Source organism: Streptomyces sp. GL_141 (genome assembly GCF_057834385.1).
Window position 1 is genome coordinate 44,051 of sequence record NZ_JBYQMI010000003.1, and the last position, 14,823, is coordinate 58,873.

The window sequence follows — 14,823 nt, forward strand, 5'->3', positions numbered from 1 at the left end:
CCAAGCCGGCGCGGAAGTCTGTGGGTGCGGCGCAGGGGATCAGGCCGCTTCGCTGAGCAGGGCGTTGACGTCGGCCGCGCGCAGGCCGCCGAGCATCGGGAGGCCCGCGCCCCAGGCCCGTACGGTCCTGCGGGCCACCGCGTCGAGCAGCTGCGGGGTGACGGCGATGTCGCGGACGATGCCCCAGCGGTTCATCAGGGCGCTGATGCCTGCTACCGGCTCGGCGGGCAGCGGGTCGCCGCTGCTGTCGGCCGAGCGGAGCAGTTCCCAGATCCCCCGCAGGCGGGCGGCGGAGCCGAGCCGGGTGTCGCCGGCGAGGACGGCCCGCCACAGGGCCGGCAGGATGGCCGCGACGGCGGTCATCTTGCGGATGCCCAGGGCGCTGGAGAGTTCGTTGGCGATCATCCAGCCCTCGGTGCTGAACAGGTCCCTGCCGTAGCAGAGCCAGGTGGACTGGGTCAGTCCGCTCAGCCGGGCCAGGTCGGTGCGGAGCGTGGCGTCGGGGGCCTGTCCGTCGGCCAGTTGCCGGGCCAGTGCTCCGCCGAGGCGGACCAGCTGGGTGGCGGCCGTCTGGGCGAGGGCGTCCTCGACGGCTCGGTCGGTCAGGTTGCCGACGTAGGGGCCGACGGTGCGGAAGACCGCTTCCAGGGCTCCTTCGATCAGCAGCTCGCCGGGCAGGGTCTCGGTGGCGGCCGGGTCCAGCAGGGCCGCGTCGGGGGCGAGGGCGTCGCCCATGACGAGCCGTTTGCCGCTGTTGTGCGGCAGGCAGGCGACCCGGCTGAGTTCGGATCCGGTGCCGACCGTGGTGGGTACGGCGAGCAGCGGACGGGTGCGGCGGGTGCGCGGGTCCAGGGTGAGCAGTCCGCTGCGGCCGGTGGTGCGCAGGGCCGCGCGGGCCCGCTCGTCCTCGTGGGCCACGGACAGGAGCTTGGCCCGGTCGAGGAGGGCTCCGCCGCCGATGACGGCGATGAGGCCTGCGTGGGCGGTGGCTCGGGCCAGGGCGAGGATCTCGTCCGGGCCTCCGTCACCGTCGGGGACGATGGGGTGGGTGGTGTGTCCCGCCCGGTCCAGTTCCGCGGTCACCAGGGCGGTGATGCGGGAGTTCGCGACGGCCGGGTCGAGGAGCAGGGCGGTGACGGGACGGCTCCCCCCTGCCGGGTGGGCGTCGTCGAAGTCCGCCAGCCAGTCGCTGAGCCCTTCGGGGCCGATGAGCAGCCGGGTGGATCCGGACCAGGCGATGTTCACCGCAGTCCTCCCGCACCGCTCGTGGCGGAGAAGCTTTCGACTCCGGTCCGTACGGCTTCCATGAGGGCGTCGATCTCGGCGTCCGTCGCGGTGAGCGGCGGCATGATCTGGATGCCGTGGACGCCGGCGTGGACGATGGCGCCCGCCGCACGGATGGCGGTGATCTGGTCGAGGACCCGGGCCTGCGGCAGCGGTTCGCCGTCGGCGGTGACGATCCGCAGGGAGCGGAAGAGGCCGCGGCCGTCGTGGGAGTCGAAGAGGGGGTGTTCGGCGACGAGCCGGTCCAGGTGGGCGCCGAGGGTCTCGGCGGCGCGCCGGCCCCGGGAGACGGCGTCGAGGCGGCGCATCTCCTCGATGGTGGCGATGATCGCGGCGCAGGTGACGGGGGTGCCGGCCTGCGTTTCGCCGTGGGTCAAGGTGGCGTCGGCTTCGCGGAAGGCGTCGGCGATCGTCCGGGAGACGATGACGGCGGCGGCCGCGCAGGTGCCGTTGGTCAGCCCCTTGGAGGTGACCAGCAGGTCGGGGCGTTCGCTCCACAACTGGGAGGCGAACATCGATCCGGTGCGGCCGAATCCGGTGGCCACCTCGTCGGCGGCGAGCAGGAACCCGTGTTCCTCGCGGAGCCGGAAGAGGGTCTGGAGGTACTCGTCGGTGAGGGGGACGGCGCCGCTGCCGAGGACGGGTTCGACGACGACGGCGGCGATCTGGGAGCCCTGGGCCCGCATCAGCTTCTCGATGTCGGCCGGGTCGTTGGGGGTGACGTGGCGCACCAGGCGCTGGTCGACCCCGTAGACCTGCTGGCCGAGGTTCTCGCCGGTGAGGGCGAAGCCGCCGAAGGTCAGGCCGTGGTAGCTGCCGCGCAGCCCCACGATGATCTTGCGCTTCTCGGCGCCGCGCAGGGCGTGGTAGTGCCGGGCGGTCTTCATGACCAGGTCGTTGGCCGCGCCGCCGGAGGTGGAGAAGAGGACGCGGGCGAAGTGGTCGGCTCCGCAGAGCTCCACCAGGGCCTCGGCGGCCCGCCGGGCGTAGGGGTGTTCGTAGCGGAAGACGCTCAGGTACGAGGCGTTGAGCAGGGCCTGGTGGCAGGCCTCGGCGATGTGCCGGTTGCCGTGGCCGAGGTTGGCGTTCCACAGGCCCGAGTCGCCGTCGAGGAGTTCGCTTCCGTCGGCGAACCGTACGTACATCCCCTCGGCGGAGACGGCGCAGATGCCGTCGTCGCCGTGGGCGGAGGGCGGGAGCAGGGAGGTCCACAGGGCCGGGTGGCCGTGGTCGGGAGCCTCGTCCTGTCCGGTCAGGGTGGGCAGGGCGGTGGTCATCACAGGGCCTCGGCTTCCAGGAGGACGTCGTGGTGGCGGCCGCCGCCGGGGATGGGCGTGGTGGAGCGGATGGCGAAGCCGGCGGCTTCGAGCTCGGCGACCAGCAGGGGTGCGGGCATCACGCCGATGGTGGTGGTGGCGACGTGGACGGGGCCTTCGGCCGGCGGGTCCGCGGGGATGACGGTGACCGTGCGGGAGCTGTTGCCCGAGGTCCACTGTTCGATCATCCGGTAGGAGCGGCCGGTGATCTCGCCGGGGGCGAGGATCTCGCTCTCGTCGCTGCCGTCGTCGGCGGCGTCCACCTCGACGGTGGTGAGCAGGAACCTGCCGCCGGGCGCCAGGTGTTCCCGTACGCACCGGTAGAGGCCGGGGCGGGCCTCCGGCGGGAGGAGGGAGATGGAGGTGGTGCCGAGGACGACGGCGCCGAAGCTGCGGCCGAGCGAGAAGTCGCTCATGTCGGCCTGGACGGGGGTGCAGCGGCCCTGGAGGGAGGCCGGGGTGGCGGCGAGGCGTTCCCGGAGCAGTCCGATCATGTGGCCGGACAGTTCGAGGGCGGTGACCTCGCGGCCGAGGGCCAGGAAGGGGAAGGTCAGCCGACCGGAGCCGGCGGCCAGGTCGAGGACCGGGCCGGGGATGCGGCGCAGGGTGGAGAGGAGTTCGCGGACCTCGTGCGGGGTGGTGCCGGCGATGTCGTGGTAGACGGGGGCGCCGGCCTCGTCGTAGAGGTCGCACAGGACGGCCCGGTCTCCGAGCTCGGCGACGGCCTCGGCGGCGCGGCCGGTGAGGCCGGTGCCCGCGGCGGCGGGGCTGAGCAGCATGGCGCCCATCAGCGGGTCGCTCCTTCCGTGGCGGCAGGGGTGTCGGAGGCGGTGTCGGCGGCGGTGCGGGGGGCGGCGGACTCGGTGAGGGGCAGTCCGATGCCGGAGAAGTAGGCGGCGACGGCGTCGACGGTGGCCGGGTCGGCGTAGTCGGCGGCGGCCTGGGCGGTGCCGGTGACGAGGAGGGCTTCGGCGGCCTGGGCGGCGTCGAGGGAGAGGGCGATGGTGCGGCGGTCTCCGGGGTGGTGGATCAGGGCCTGTTCGGCGTTGAAGAGCAGCACCGGGGTGTCGCCGGAGGTGTCTTGCGGTGCGGCGTGGGCGGCGAGGGCGGGGACGAGGCGGCCGCCGAAGCCGGAGACGCGGGGCTGTTCGAGGCCTCGGGTGACGGCTTCGCGGATGGCGCCGACGGCGGCCAGGTAGCGGGAGATCCAGGGGCGGGCGGCGAGCTGCTCGCGGCGCAGGTCCTCGTCGAGTACGCCGGCCAGGGCGCCGGTGGAGTCCTCCCAGGCCTGGTGCAGTGCGGCGGCGGGGGTGCCGACGGGGCCGAGGGGTGCGGCGCCGGGGGCGACGCTGACGGCTCCGTCGGCGGCGACGTAGAGGCGCAGGGCCGGGCCGTCGCCGTCGCCGTTGCCGCCGAGGGCTCCGAGGTCGGCGAGCTGGACCGAGGGGTGGGTCAGGAAGGCGGAGAACTCGCCTTCGTTCAGGGCCCGGTCGGCGTCCTCCAGGAAGGCCTGGAAGTCGGCTTCCTCGACGATGCGGACCAGGGTGGGTCCGAGGACGGAGAGGTAGGGGGTGATCGAGTAGGCCTGCACCTGGAGGTAGAAGTCGGGGTGCAGTCCGGCCTCCGCGCCGGGTTCGCCCAGCGAGCCCTGCCAGACGATGACCTGGGCGCCGGTGGCCTCGTGGGGCTCGGGCTCGGCGGTCGGCTCGTCCCCGGGGACCAGGACGACGGTGCCGGGGCCGGCCACGCCGCTGCCGAGCAGGGCGTCGAGGTGGGCGGCGTCCTCCAGGACGACCGTCGCGGTGAACGGCGGGCGGGGGGCGAGAGCGGCCAGGGGGCGTCCGGTGCCCCACTGCAAGGCGTGGGCCTTGACGGAAGTGAGTGTCATGAACATGCCTAACGTGAGTGCGTGGGTGGACGCGGGCGCCTGATGACGCGGAGCTGGAGGGGGATCGGCCGGGCGGCCGGAAGTCTGAGGGGGTGCAAGCGGGCAGGGGGCGCCGGCGTGCGGACCTACGGGGCTGCGGGCGCGGAGCGCGGGCCGCCCCGGGTCAGGAGGCGAGTCCGAGGACCGTGAGCAGCGTGCGCAGTTCACGGCTCGCGGCCTGGGCGCCGTACAGCTGGGCCACTCCCGTGACGTTGAGGACGATCTCGTCGGCGCCCGCCTCGCGGAAGGCCTCGAGTTTCGCGAGGAGCTCGGCGGGCTCCCCGTAGAGGAAGGCGTCGCCGGCCACCAGGGCCGCGCCCCGCGCCCTCTCGTCCTCGGCCACCGAACCGGTGGCGGCGGGCAGTTCGACACCGCCGCGCCGGAGCATGTCCTGGTAGTGCGCCGCCTTCAGGTGGTGCCGGTTGGAGGCGAGGGCGAGGCTCACGGGGTCCCGGTCGGGCGCCGCCAGGGCGATCGGCACCATGGCCACCACCTTGGGCGCCGGCCGGTCCGCGCTCTCGGCGCTCTTGCGCACCTCGGGCACAATCGTGTCGGCCAGGTAGCGGGCCGGGGTGAGCCAGCAGATCGCCGCGTCGGCCACCTCTCCGGCCACCCTCGCCATGCCGGGGCGCAGGACGCCGAGCCCGATCTCGACGCGCGGTCCGGGCACCGGCGGGAGCAGTGCCTCCTGGTGCAGGTACTCCCCCTCCAGGACCGCGGCCGTACCGTCGAGGGCGGCGCGTACGGCGGTCAGGTACTCCCGGGCGGCGGTGAGGGGGCTCCGGTACGGGGCTCCGAGCAGGGCCTTCTGTACGGCGGGGGCGCCCGGCCCGTAGCCGGCGAGGACCGGCTGACCCGTCATCAGCGCCAGCGAACGGGCCTGGAGGGCGGCCTCCGTGGGGTGGCGCAGCGGCATCAGGGTCACGCCGAGCCCGACGGGGACCCTGAATCCGGCGCCTGCGGCGTGGGCGAAGGCCTGGTGGGTCTCGGTGACCAGGCTCTGTCCCTGCCAGAGGCGTTCGGCCCCGGTCCAGTGGACGAGCCCGGCGAAGGGCAGGAGCTGCTCGGGGCGGCTCGGGACGAAGGGGACGAGCACCGAGTAGGCGGTCATCGGACTTTCTCTCCTTGTGCTCGGGGTCCGGGAGTTCGTTTCCCGGGAGCCGGATGATTGAAGATCGGAATCGTCGAGGAAGATCGAATACCGTGCTAGCGGGCCACCGGGGGGAATTCCGGGTCGGAGATCATGTGGCGATCCCTTCCGGAAGGAGCCTCCGGGAGGAAGTGCTAGTCCCAGTTGTGGGTGTCGCGGCCCGGGATGATCACGCAGACACCGGGGAGCGGGAGGCCCGCCGGAATCGGTACGCAGACCTGGGTACCGGGGGTGGGAAGCGGGGCGGGAGCGTCGGCGCTCGCGGTGCCGGCACCGGCCAGGCCGATCAGTACGGCGGCGGCGAGAGTGACGCTGAGGCGCTTCATCACGGTGGTTCCCCCTTGGTTTGCGGTCCGTACCGGATCCGGCCCTTTCCCGCCCGGTACCGGTGGCCTCCGGTGTTTTCCCGGCGGCTCCTTGTGACCACAACTCTGCCGTTCGCAATGGCTTCGTTCGAGGGCTGTCACGCGCAGCTTGCTGCGTTCTGCGAGGTCACTTACTGCACCGTCCGGGACCCCCTTCCATGCCGGGACCTGGAAGCGGAATGGATCATTGCCGTAGCCTCGACCCGGGGTAACAGGTAGATCTAGGCCAGGTAATGACCGGCCACGGCGTTGGGGGAATCCATGGGGGATCCGGATCTGGCGTTTCTCGATATCGATCCGGAGGACGAACGCTTCTACCGCGTCCTGCTCAGGAGCGGCGGCGCCGATCCCGAACAGCTCGTGCGGCACGCGGATCTGGACGAGGAGGCGGTGCGCGTCCTGCGGCAGCGGGCCACGGCCCTCGGTCTCGCCGCGATGACCGACGGGCTGTTGCGCCCGGTCAGTCCCGCCAAGGCGGTGCAGCACCTGATCGACGCCCGGCTCGCCCGGATGCGGCAGGAGCTGGAGACAAGGGCCGCGGCGGACGCGATCGTGGCCTCGCTGCTCGCGGAACGGGACGCGGCCACGACCTCGGACGCGATCGCGGGGGCGGACCGGCCCCCCATGGAACGGCTGATGGGCATCGAGCAGGTGCGGGCGGCCATCGACGAGCTGACCTTCTTCACCCGGTCGGAGTCCATGACCACCTGGCCCTCCGGGGTGATGCGGCCCGAGATCATCGAGACCTCCCGGCCGGCCGACGCCCGCATCCTGCGGCGCGGGATCCGGATGCGCAGCCTGTTCGGGGCGGCCGCGCTGGACGATCCGGCCACGATGGCGTACCTGCGGGAGATGGTCGGCAAGGGGGCGGAGGTGCGGGTGTCCCGGCTCGACCTGGAGCGCATCCTCATCTTCGACCGGGCGGCGGCGCTGACGCCGATCGACCCCTCCGACAGCAAGCGGGGGGCGCTCCTGACCCGTGAACCGGGCCTGGTGACCACGCTGGTGTCCCTCTTCGACCGGATGTGGGGCCAGGCGCAGGAAATACCGGCGGCGGCGGACGAGGAGGGGCCGGCGGTGTCGGGCGAGCGCCCGACCGAACTGGAGCGCCGGATCCTGGAGTCGCTGTGCACGGCCGACAAGGACGAGAACGGGGCGCGGGACGTGGGCATCTCGGTGCGGACGTACCGCAAGTACGTGGCGACGCTGATGCACCGGCTCGACGCGTCGAACCGGTTCCACGCGGCGCTGCTCGCGCGGGAGCGCGGCTGGATCTGAGCGGGGCGGCCTGGGCCGCCCGGTAAACACGGAGTCCGCGTCGGAGGTGCTCCTCCCACGCGGACTCCCGCTAAGACGGCCACGGCTACGCGCGGGCCCGCTGGAGGGCGCGGGCGCAGGAGAGCACCCCGACGGCGAGCACACCCATGACCACGTACCGCGCCGTGCCGTCGAACAGCACGGTGGACGAGGCCAGGAGGGCGATCAGCACACCGGTCGTGACGGCGAGCGGGTTCTTCTGGGTCTGGGCCATGGTGGTGGCTCCTTCGAAAGCGGGGATGGCCATTCCACTCTGACAGCGGGGCCCCTCCGCCCGGCCCGGTTACCGGTGCAGCTTCCGGCATTCCGGCGCGCAGCATGCTGCGCGCCGGCCGCGCCGAATGGCCACGGGGCTGGTCACCACGACGAGGCCGTCACAGGGGTCGTTCGGTTTTCTCCGCGTCTGTCGCTGCCTCGGCCTCCGCCTCCGGCAGCGTCAGTCGCAGCGCGCCACGGGTCTCCTCGGTGGCGACGGCCGGCAGCAGGTAGCGCCAGAGCGAGGCGATCCGCTGCGGGAGGTCGGCCCGCCCGGTCGACATCTGGGAGAAGAGCTGCGCCCCGGTGAAGGAGCTGACCAGGATCCAGGCCAGCTCGTGGTCGTCCACGTCCGGCTGGAGCTCGCCCTTCGCGCGGGCGAAGCGCAGCTGCTGGCGGAATTCGAGCACCCAGGCCTGGTAGGCGACGTCGTCGCGGAGACCGAATTCGCCCTGCTCCACGGCCAGCCGCACGCCGGCCCGCAGCACCGGATTGTGCCGGAGCTGGTCCGCGAGGTAGAGCGTGATGTCCACCAGGCGCTGCAGCCCGTCCTGCCCGGCCGGGAACTCGAGGCCCTCGCCCTGGCCGACCATGACGGCGTAGGCGAGTTCCTCCTTCGAGGCGAAGTGGAAGTACATCCCGCCCTGGGTGACGTCCGCCCGCTTCATGATCTTGCTGATGCTGGCACCGCTGAACCCGAACTCGTCGAAGACCTCCGCGGCCGCCCGCAAGATGGTCGCCTTGGTCTGGATCGCGCGGTTCTGCGGGACGCGCTCTCTCTTCCGTTCAGCCATGTGCCTAACTTCCATCGACAAACAAAACGAACACCCTCTATTTTACACTTCGTTCACATTCCAGCACCAGTGTCTCGACCCACGGAGGCGTCGCACCGGCGCTCGGCCTCCTAGACCGGCGTGCGCAGGCCCGTGACGACCATGTGCGTCAGGAGGGCGTAGCTCTCGTCCAGGCCTTCGGGCAGGGCGAAGCCGCCTCCGGTCTCCAGGGAGACGAAGCCGTGGGCGGTGGCGCGCAGGCAGCGGGCCGCGTGGACGGCCGCGGAGTCCTCCAGGCCGTAGGCGCGCAGGGTGGCGAAGAGGATGGTGATGAGGCGTTCCCCGGCTTCGGCCGTTCGCGGTTCGGGGCTGTGCAGCAGGGCAGCGTACCGGTGGGGGTGGCGCAGGGCGTAGCCGCGCCAGGCCGTCATGAACGCGCGGATCGCCTCGTCGGCGGAGCGGCCGATGACGGCCACGCCGATCTCGTCCGCCATCTCGTTCATGATCCGCGCCGACAGGAGGTCGCGGAGCTCGGCGAGGCCGCGTACGTGCTTGTAGAGGGAGGGGGTCGCCACGCCCGCCCGGCCCGCCACCGCCGACAGGGTCAGGCCCGCCGGCCCCTCCGCGTCGACGAGGTGCAGCGCCACGTCGACCACCGCGCCGGCCGAGAGCGCGGCCCTAGGCACGGGTGGCCTCCTTGAGGAAGGACACGATGGCCGCGGCGGTTTCGGCGGGGAACTGCGCGTGGGCGTAGTGGCCCGCGCCTTCGATCGTCACGAGGCGGCCGCGCCCGGCGGGCAGTTCGGCGACGATGGCCGCGCCCTCGGCGACGGGGTCGGCCCAGTCGCAGTCGAGGTCGCCCTCGACGATCAGCGCGGGGCACTGGACGTCGCCGAGGCGGGCGCCGGCGTCGGTGGGGGCGGACATCCCCATCTTGGCGACGGCGGCCATCCGGCCCGGCCGGCCCAGATCGGCGTCGAGCGCCGCGAGGTGGGCGGCGTGACCGGCGGGGCGGGCGCCCGGGTAGGCGTGGTCGAGGTAGCGCTTCCACAGGCCGGCGCTGCGCAGGATGCCGGTGCCGAGCAGCAGGAGCATGCCCTTGCGGTAGCGGGCGTGGGAGCCGAGGGCACCGAAGTCGATCTTCTGCGCCCTGGTGAACGGGCTGATCTCGACGATGGCGTCGACCAGCGCGGGCTCCTGCGCCGCCGCGATGGTGGCGGCTCCGCCGGCGAAGGAGTGGCCGACGATGACGGCGGGTCCGCCGAGGTGCCGGATCAGGCCGAGCAGGTCGCCCGCCACGTCGGTACGGGTGTACGAGGCCCAGCCGGTGCTCGATTCCCCGTGTCCGCGCAGGTCGGTGGAGGCGACGCGGTACCCGGCGGCGACGAGGAGGGCCGCGGTCTCGCGGAAGGCCGCGCGGTTGTCGCCCATGCCGTGGGCGAGCACGACCAGCGGGCCCTCGCCCGTGACCTCGTACGCGATCCGCCCGCCGTCGGTGCTCAGAACCTCCGTCATGACCCGTCCCCCAGGAGTAGCGGCTAATGCCTTTCACTCAGAAGCTAATGCCATTAGCCGCAGTCGGTCAACCCCACACCCCTACTTCGGGTCACTGTTGAACTTCGCGGCCGACCAGAAGTAGCCGAGCACCGCGAGGCCCAGGCACCAGGCGACCGCGAGCCAGCCGTTGTTGCCGATCTCGGTGCCGAGGAGGAGTCCGCGCAGGGTTTCGATGGCCGGGGTGAAGGGCTGGTATTCGGCGACGGGCTGGAACCAGCCCGGCATCCCCTCGACCGGGACGAAGGCGCTGGAGAGCAGTGGCAGGAGGATCATCGGGAGCGCGTTGTTGCTGGCAGCCTCCGCGTTCGGGCTGATCAGCCCCATACCGACGGCGATCCAGGTGAACGCCAGGGCGAACAGCACCAGGAGCCCCAGCGCCGCGAGCCACTCCAGGGCCGTCGCGTCCGTGGAGCGGAACCCGATGGCCACGCCAACGGCGCCGACCAGGACCACGGACGCGATCGACTGCAGAACACTGCTGACGACGTGTCCGACGAGCACCGCACCCCGGTGGATGGCCATCGTGCGGAAACGGGCGATGATGCCCTCGGTCATGTCGTTGGAGACCGACACCGCGGTGCCGATCGTGGTCGAGCCGATCGTCATCAGCAGCAGGCCCGGCACGAGGTAGGCGATGTAGTCGGAGCGGCTGCCGCCGCCGATGCCCGCACTCATCACGTCTCCGAAGATGTAGACGAAGAGCAGCAGGAGCATGATCGGCGTGAGCAGCAGGTTCAGGGTCAAAGACGGGTAGCGCCGGGCGTGGAGCAGGTTGCGGCGCAGCATCGTGGACGAATCACGGACGGCGAGGGACAGAGAGCTCATCGGACGTTCTCCTTGGACTGGCTGGGCAGGGTCTGGTGAGTGGTGCCGGTCAGGGCGAAGAACACGTCGTCGAGGTCGGGCATGTGCACGGTCAGCTCGTCCGCCTCCACGCCGGCCGAGTCCAGCCGGTCGAGGATCGAGCGCAGCGCACGCTGACTGCCGTCACTGGGGATCTGCAGCGCCAGCGCCTCGTCGTCCCGGCCGACCTCGCCCAGTACCGCGGCGGCGGACCGGTAGACGGCCGGGTCGGAGAACCGAAGGCGCACATGTCCCCCCGGGATCATCCGCTTCAGCTCCTCGGCGGTGCCTTCGGCGGCGATCCTGCCGTCGTTCAGCACCGCGATCCGGTCCGCGAGTTCGTCGGCCTCCTCCAAGTACTGGGTGGTGAGGAAGACGGTCACACCGCCCGCGACGAGCTCGCGGATGATCTGCCACATGGTGTGCCGGGACCGCGGATCGAGACCCGTGGTCGGCTCATCGAGGAAAATGATCCGCGGATCACCGACCAACGTCATCGCGATGTCCAGGCGACGCTTCATCCCGCCCGAGTAGGTCGAAGCAGGCTTCTTCGCGGCCTCCACCAGGTCGAACCGCTCCAGCAGATCAGCGGTGACCCGCCGCCCCTCCGCCTTCGACAGGTGGTGCAGGTCCGCCATCAGGAGCATGTTCTCCTCACCGGTGATCAGCCCGTCCACGGCCGAGAACTGCCCGGTCACCCCGATCGCCGCCCGCACCCCGCCCGGGGAGGCCGCGATGTCGTGGCCCGCGACCTGCGCCTGTCCGCCGCCGGCGGTGATGAGCGTGGACAGGATCTTCACGACGGTGGTCTTGCCGGCACCGTTGGGGCCGAGCAGCGCGAACACGGAGCCGGCCGGGATGCTCAGGTCGATGCCGTCGAGGACGGTCTTGTCGCCGTAGGACTTGCGCAGACCGACGGCGGAGACGGCCGCCGGAGACGGGTGACCGCCACCTCGGTGTGATGTGGACATGACAGAAGAAGGCATGAGGCCCTCCATTCGAAGGCTGAAGTGACAGGGGGAGAGGCGAGAGGAGGGTGCGGGTCAGGCCCCGGCGGCCGGGGCGCGGCGGACGTCGATGTTGCCGTACTTCGTCCGGGCGCGGACCTTGACGGTGTCCGCGCTGCCCTCCGGGCTCCCGGACGCGGTGAGCGTGTTGCGCACCTGGCCGGAGCCCGAGCTGACGTCGAGCCAGGCGGCCGTACCCTCGCGGACGCCGACCTCGATGGCCCCGTAGGAGGTCTCCAGCTCCACGGTGCCGCGGGCGACTTCGCCCACCCGCAGGGTTCCGTGGGCGGTCTTGGCGGTGACCGAGTCCTCGGCCCGCCGGATCTCGATGTCACCGTTGGCACCGCTCACCCGCAGCTCGCCGATGGCGGCTCCGACGGTCGTGGTGCCGTGCGAGTTCTTCAGGACGGCGGGACCGTCGACGAAGCCGAGGCGCAGGCTGCCGGAGCTGGTGGTGATCTCGGTCGCGCCCTCGGCCCGGTCCACGGTGATCGAGCCGTGCGACGCGGTCAGCTTGAGCGGGCCGGTCGTGTCGAGGCGCACGTCTCCGGCCGAGGTCTTCACCCGGACCTCGCCGAGCCGGCCCTCGCCGAGCACCTGGGTCCAGGCGCCGGTCGTGTCGACGTGCGAACCGGTGGGCAGTTCGACCGTCACGTCGACGATGCCGGGCTTGCCGAACGGGTTGGACTTGGGCGTCCTGACGGTCAGCACGCCGCCCGCGAACGTGACCTCGGTCTGCTCGGAGGTCCGTACGTCCTTGTCGCGCTTCGGGTCCCGGGGCCGCACCGCGACGACGGTGTCGAGGCGGTCGCCCGCGGTGAACTGGATGGAGCCGGCCTCCACGTGTGCGGTGACCGAGATCGCTTCGGAGGTGTCGAAAGAAGGCATGACTGTCCCGTCCTCTTGGGTCTTCCGGGCGTCCCCGCTGGTGGGACGTGATGTGGGCGAACTGATGCGGTGCGATGCGTGCGCGGTGGAGCCGGGCTAGCGGACCCAGCCCGTGAAGCTCTGCCCCACGCTCTGGGACTTCTCCGTCGTACGGGGCCGGGCGCCGCCGTCGACCGCGGCCGATACGGCGCGCACCAGCCAGGCGTTGACCGACAGCCCCTCACGGCTCGCGGCCTCCTCGGCGCGGGCCTTGAGGTGGGCCGGCAGGCGCAGGTTGACGCGAGCGGTGCCGCCCTCGTCGCCGTCGGCGGATGCGTGCGGCGCGAGCGGTTCGGCGAACCGATCGGCGGAGTCCGGCTCCGCGGGGGCGCGGCCCTCGCCGGCCGGCACCGTCACCACGAACTCGGGGTCGAGTCCCCGCAGTCGCACGTCGACCGAGCCGGGGGCGAGTTCGCGGGTGACTTCGTCCATCGCGGCGGAGAGCACATTGAGCAGGGTCAGCCGGGTGGCCGACTCCAGGGGAGCGGTGAGCCTCTCGGCCAGCTTGCGGGCTTCGTCGCCGCCGGCCTCGGCGGCGACGGCGAGCTCTTGGCGGAGGGTGGCGACGTAGGGCGTGAGGTCCATGTCCCCCAGCATGGCACAGCCATGGCGCCATGTCGAGCCAATGTGGCGCCACTCCACTTTACGGCGACACCACGACATATAAAACCGCTGGTCAGAGCGATGGTGCTATCCTGCGCCACAGTGACACCAGGCCGACATCACCGCTGCACGGGGAGGCTGACGCCAGGCAAAATCCAGCCCCTCCGGCGTTTGAGGAGCGGGGGTCCGGGGGCCGGCCCCCGGAAGCGGCGCCGCACCGGTCAGGACGCGGATGCCGTCCGGCGGGCGTAGTGGCGGGCCGCCTTCGCGCGGTTCCCGCAGCCCGTGCTCGTGCACCACCGGCGGGTGCCGTTGCGGCTGACGTCGTGGAAGTGCAGCCCGCACGTCGGGTTGGCACACGTACGCACGCGGTCCCGCGCGGTGCTCAGCAGCCGGAGGTAGTCCGCCGCCACGAGATACCCGAGCAGGCGGCCCGAGTCGGGCGCCTCCAGCCGCTCGACGGGCCCGGAAGCCGTGAGCAGCCGACGGATCCGGCCCGCGTCGAGCAGCCGGTTGAAGGCGTCGAGCGCCCCCGGCCCCGCGTCGGCGCGCCCGGCCACACCGGCCAGGGCCGAGCGGGCGGCCCGGGCCGCGGTCAGGGTGGTCCGGTCGGCACGCAGATCGCCGCCGGCGTACGCGGCCGCCGCCCGGGACCCGGCCAGCCAGCGCGCGAGGCCGGCGGTGGAGTCCAGCAGGTCGTAGCGGCCGTACCGGTCGTGCCAGAGGGTGTTGAGGAGGTCCAGGCTGAGCGGCTCGCCGGTCAGCGGACGTGGATCGGGCGCGCTCGTCGCCACGGTGGCCCCCGCGCGGTCCACGCTCACCCCCGGGGCCCGAGGTGCACGGGTGCGGGGACGGCCGCGAAGGCGCAGTACGGTGACGAGCCCTCGGCCCGGTACAGCTCCACGGCCTGGGGCGCCGCGAGGATCCCCGGCAGGATCAGCTGCCACAGCCGGGTCAGGTGCCCGCGCAGCGGCCCGCAGGACCGGCCCGGGCGGTGCTCCTCAGCGCGCAGGCACACGTCCATCCCGATCAGGGAGTACACGAGCTGCGCGGCCGTTCCCCAGGGGTCGGCCGCTCCGTCCAGGGCGTCGGCCAGCTCCTCGCGGACGGCGTCGGTCCAGGAGACGCTGCCGTCGGGGTAGTGCACGAACTCCCGGGTGAGCCGGGCGCCGGCCCGTACGAGGGGGTCGTGCCCGAGCCGCCCGGCGACGGCGTGCGTCATGTCGACGGCGGCCTGCAAGGGCCGGATCCCGCGGTGCGGTACCGCGCCCAAGGCGCCCACGATCGCCTGCCGGGCTTCGGTGCGCACGGCTCTGACCAGGTCGTCCTTGGCGGGGAAGTGGTACATCAAGGCGCCCTTGGTCACCCCTGCGGCGGTGCAGATGACGGCGAGCGAGGCCCCTTCGTAGCCGTAGAGGTCGATGGCCTTGGCGGCGCCGTTGATCAGAGCCCGGCGCGTCCGCTCGGCTCGCTCCTGCTGCGCCATGGGCGCTCCTCGT

General features: G+C 72.4%; 17 protein-coding genes. 1 reads left to right on the forward strand and 16 read right to left on the reverse strand.

Annotation, left to right across the window (positions count from 1 at the left end; translation table 11 throughout):
• Window positions 1–39 precede the first annotated feature (39 nt).
• The 6 genes from mpaC to AC3IX6_RS40030 all read right to left on the reverse strand — a co-directional run bounded on the left by mpaC (window position 40) and on the right by AC3IX6_RS40030 (window position 6,003).
• Window positions 40–1,245 carry a daptide-type RiPP biosynthesis dehydogenase gene (mpaC, locus tag AC3IX6_RS40005; protein WP_489371876.1) on the reverse strand — a complete coding sequence of 402 codons (1,206 nt, stop codon included), beginning with the start codon at window positions 1,243–1,245 and terminating at the stop codon, window positions 40–42.
• A complete protein-coding gene (mpaD, locus tag AC3IX6_RS40010) occupies window positions 1,242–2,561 on the reverse strand; it encodes a daptide-type RiPP biosynthesis aminotransferase (protein WP_489371877.1) in 1,320 nt (439 codons plus the stop codon). The genes mpaC and mpaD overlap by 4 nt, the downstream gene beginning before the upstream one ends.
• Window positions 2,561–3,388, reverse strand: a complete 828-nt coding sequence (mpaM, locus tag AC3IX6_RS40015; protein WP_489371878.1) for a daptide-type RiPP biosynthesis methyltransferase — start codon at window positions 3,386–3,388, stop codon at window positions 2,561–2,563. Before mpaM ends, mpaD begins: the two co-directional genes overlap by 1 nt.
• Window positions 3,388–4,488, reverse strand: coding sequence for a daptide biosynthesis RiPP recognition protein (mpaB, locus tag AC3IX6_RS40020; protein ID WP_489371879.1), 1,101 nt, complete (start codon window positions 4,486–4,488; stop codon window positions 3,388–3,390). The genes mpaM and mpaB overlap by 1 nt, the downstream gene beginning before the upstream one ends.
• A 163-nt stretch (window positions 4,489–4,651) precedes the next feature.
• A complete protein-coding gene (locus AC3IX6_RS40025) occupies window positions 4,652–5,638 on the reverse strand; it encodes an LLM class flavin-dependent oxidoreductase (RefSeq protein WP_489371880.1) in 987 nt (328 codons plus the stop codon).
• A gap of 173 nt (window positions 5,639–5,811) precedes the next feature.
• A complete protein-coding gene (locus AC3IX6_RS40030) occupies window positions 5,812–6,003 on the reverse strand; it encodes a hypothetical protein (RefSeq protein ID WP_489371881.1) in 192 nt (63 codons plus the stop codon).
• A 300-nt stretch (window positions 6,004–6,303) separates the two neighbouring features.
• Here AC3IX6_RS40030 and AC3IX6_RS40035 point away from each other — a divergent pair, with 300 nt between their 5' ends.
• Window positions 6,304–7,320 carry a helix-turn-helix transcriptional regulator gene (locus tag AC3IX6_RS40035; protein WP_489371882.1) on the forward strand — a complete coding sequence of 339 codons (1,017 nt, stop codon included), beginning with the start codon at window positions 6,304–6,306 and terminating at the stop codon, window positions 7,318–7,320.
• An 85-nt stretch (window positions 7,321–7,405) separates the two neighbouring features.
• Here the strand turns inward: AC3IX6_RS40035 and AC3IX6_RS40040 are convergent, their stop codons facing one another.
• The 10 genes from AC3IX6_RS40040 to AC3IX6_RS40085 form a co-directional block, all read right to left on the reverse strand.
• A complete protein-coding gene (locus AC3IX6_RS40040; protein ID WP_489371883.1) occupies window positions 7,406–7,573 on the reverse strand; it encodes a hypothetical protein in 168 nt (55 codons plus the stop codon).
• 160 nt (window positions 7,574–7,733) lie between these two features.
• Entirely contained in the window at window positions 7,734–8,408 is a 675-nt protein-coding gene (locus AC3IX6_RS40045; RefSeq protein ID WP_489371884.1) for a ScbR family autoregulator-binding transcription factor, read from the reverse strand.
• Window positions 8,409–8,518: 110 nt separating this feature from the next.
• Window positions 8,519–9,073, reverse strand: coding sequence for a TetR/AcrR family transcriptional regulator (locus AC3IX6_RS40050; RefSeq protein WP_489371885.1), 555 nt, complete (start codon window positions 9,071–9,073; stop codon window positions 8,519–8,521).
• Complete coding sequence (locus AC3IX6_RS40055; RefSeq protein WP_489371886.1) at window positions 9,066–9,902, reverse strand: alpha/beta fold hydrolase; 837 nt, start codon at window positions 9,900–9,902, stop codon at window positions 9,066–9,068. The genes AC3IX6_RS40050 and AC3IX6_RS40055 overlap by 8 nt, the downstream gene beginning before the upstream one ends.
• Window positions 9,903–9,983: 81 nt before the next feature.
• On the reverse strand, window positions 9,984–10,769 hold the full coding sequence (locus AC3IX6_RS40060; protein ID WP_489371887.1) for an ABC transporter permease: 786 nt from the start codon (window positions 10,767–10,769) through the stop codon (window positions 9,984–9,986).
• A complete protein-coding gene (locus AC3IX6_RS40065; RefSeq protein ID WP_489371888.1) occupies window positions 10,766–11,758 on the reverse strand; it encodes an ATP-binding cassette domain-containing protein in 993 nt (330 codons plus the stop codon). Before AC3IX6_RS40065 ends, AC3IX6_RS40060 begins: the two co-directional genes overlap by 4 nt.
• A gap of 72 nt (window positions 11,759–11,830) precedes the next feature.
• Complete coding sequence (locus tag AC3IX6_RS40070; RefSeq protein WP_489371889.1) at window positions 11,831–12,682, reverse strand: DUF4097 family beta strand repeat-containing protein; 852 nt, start codon at window positions 12,680–12,682, stop codon at window positions 11,831–11,833.
• 96 nt (window positions 12,683–12,778) lie between these two features.
• Window positions 12,779–13,306, reverse strand: a complete 528-nt coding sequence (locus AC3IX6_RS40075) for a hypothetical protein (RefSeq protein ID WP_489371890.1) — start codon at window positions 13,304–13,306, stop codon at window positions 12,779–12,781.
• Between the two features lie 239 nt (window positions 13,307–13,545).
• Window positions 13,546–14,139, reverse strand: coding sequence for a CGNR zinc finger domain-containing protein (locus AC3IX6_RS40080; RefSeq protein WP_489371891.1), 594 nt, complete (start codon window positions 14,137–14,139; stop codon window positions 13,546–13,548).
• A gap of 2 nt (window positions 14,140–14,141) precedes the next feature.
• A complete protein-coding gene (locus AC3IX6_RS40085; protein ID WP_489371892.1) occupies window positions 14,142–14,810 on the reverse strand; it encodes a TetR family transcriptional regulator in 669 nt (222 codons plus the stop codon).
• Between the last annotated feature and the right edge of the window lie 13 nt (window positions 14,811–14,823).

Bases quoted from the DNA above. Each gene is read 5' to 3' on its own strand.
- AC3IX6_RS40070 (WP_489371889.1), bottom strand. From the start codon at position 12,682: ATGCCTTCTTTCGACACCTCCGAAGCGATCTCGGTCACCGCACACGTG.
- AC3IX6_RS40085 (WP_489371892.1), bottom strand. From the start codon at position 14,810: ATGGCGCAGCAGGAGCGAGCCGAGCGGACGCGCCGGGCTCTGATCAAC.
- AC3IX6_RS40065 (WP_489371888.1), bottom strand. From the start codon at position 11,758: ATGTCCACATCACACCGAGGTGGCGGTCACCCGTCTCCGGCGGCCGTC.
- AC3IX6_RS40075 (WP_489371890.1), bottom strand. From the start codon at position 13,306: ATGGACCTCACGCCCTACGTCGCCACCCTCCGCCAAGAGCTCGCCGTC.
- AC3IX6_RS40055 (WP_489371886.1), bottom strand. From the start codon at position 9,902: ATGACGGAGGTTCTGAGCACCGACGGCGGGCGGATCGCGTACGAGGTC.
- AC3IX6_RS40030 (WP_489371881.1), bottom strand. From the start codon at position 6,003: ATGAAGCGCCTCAGCGTCACTCTCGCCGCCGCCGTACTGATCGGCCTG.
- mpaD (WP_489371877.1), bottom strand. From the start codon at position 2,561: ATGACCACCGCCCTGCCCACCCTGACCGGACAGGACGAGGCTCCCGAC.
- AC3IX6_RS40040 (WP_489371883.1), bottom strand. From the start codon at position 7,573: ATGGCCCAGACCCAGAAGAACCCGCTCGCCGTCACGACCGGTGTGCTG.
- mpaM (WP_489371878.1), bottom strand. From the start codon at position 3,388: ATGGGCGCCATGCTGCTCAGCCCCGCCGCCGCGGGCACCGGCCTCACC.
- AC3IX6_RS40045 (WP_489371884.1), bottom strand. From the start codon at position 8,408: ATGGCTGAACGGAAGAGAGAGCGCGTCCCGCAGAACCGCGCGATCCAG.
- mpaB (WP_489371879.1), bottom strand. From the start codon at position 4,488: ATGACACTCACTTCCGTCAAGGCCCACGCCTTGCAGTGGGGCACCGGA.
- AC3IX6_RS40035 (WP_489371882.1), top strand. From the start codon at position 6,304: ATGGGGGATCCGGATCTGGCGTTTCTCGATATCGATCCGGAGGACGAA.
- AC3IX6_RS40025 (WP_489371880.1), bottom strand. From the start codon at position 5,638: ATGACCGCCTACTCGGTGCTCGTCCCCTTCGTCCCGAGCCGCCCCGAG.
- AC3IX6_RS40060 (WP_489371887.1), bottom strand. From the start codon at position 10,769: ATGAGCTCTCTGTCCCTCGCCGTCCGTGATTCGTCCACGATGCTGCGC.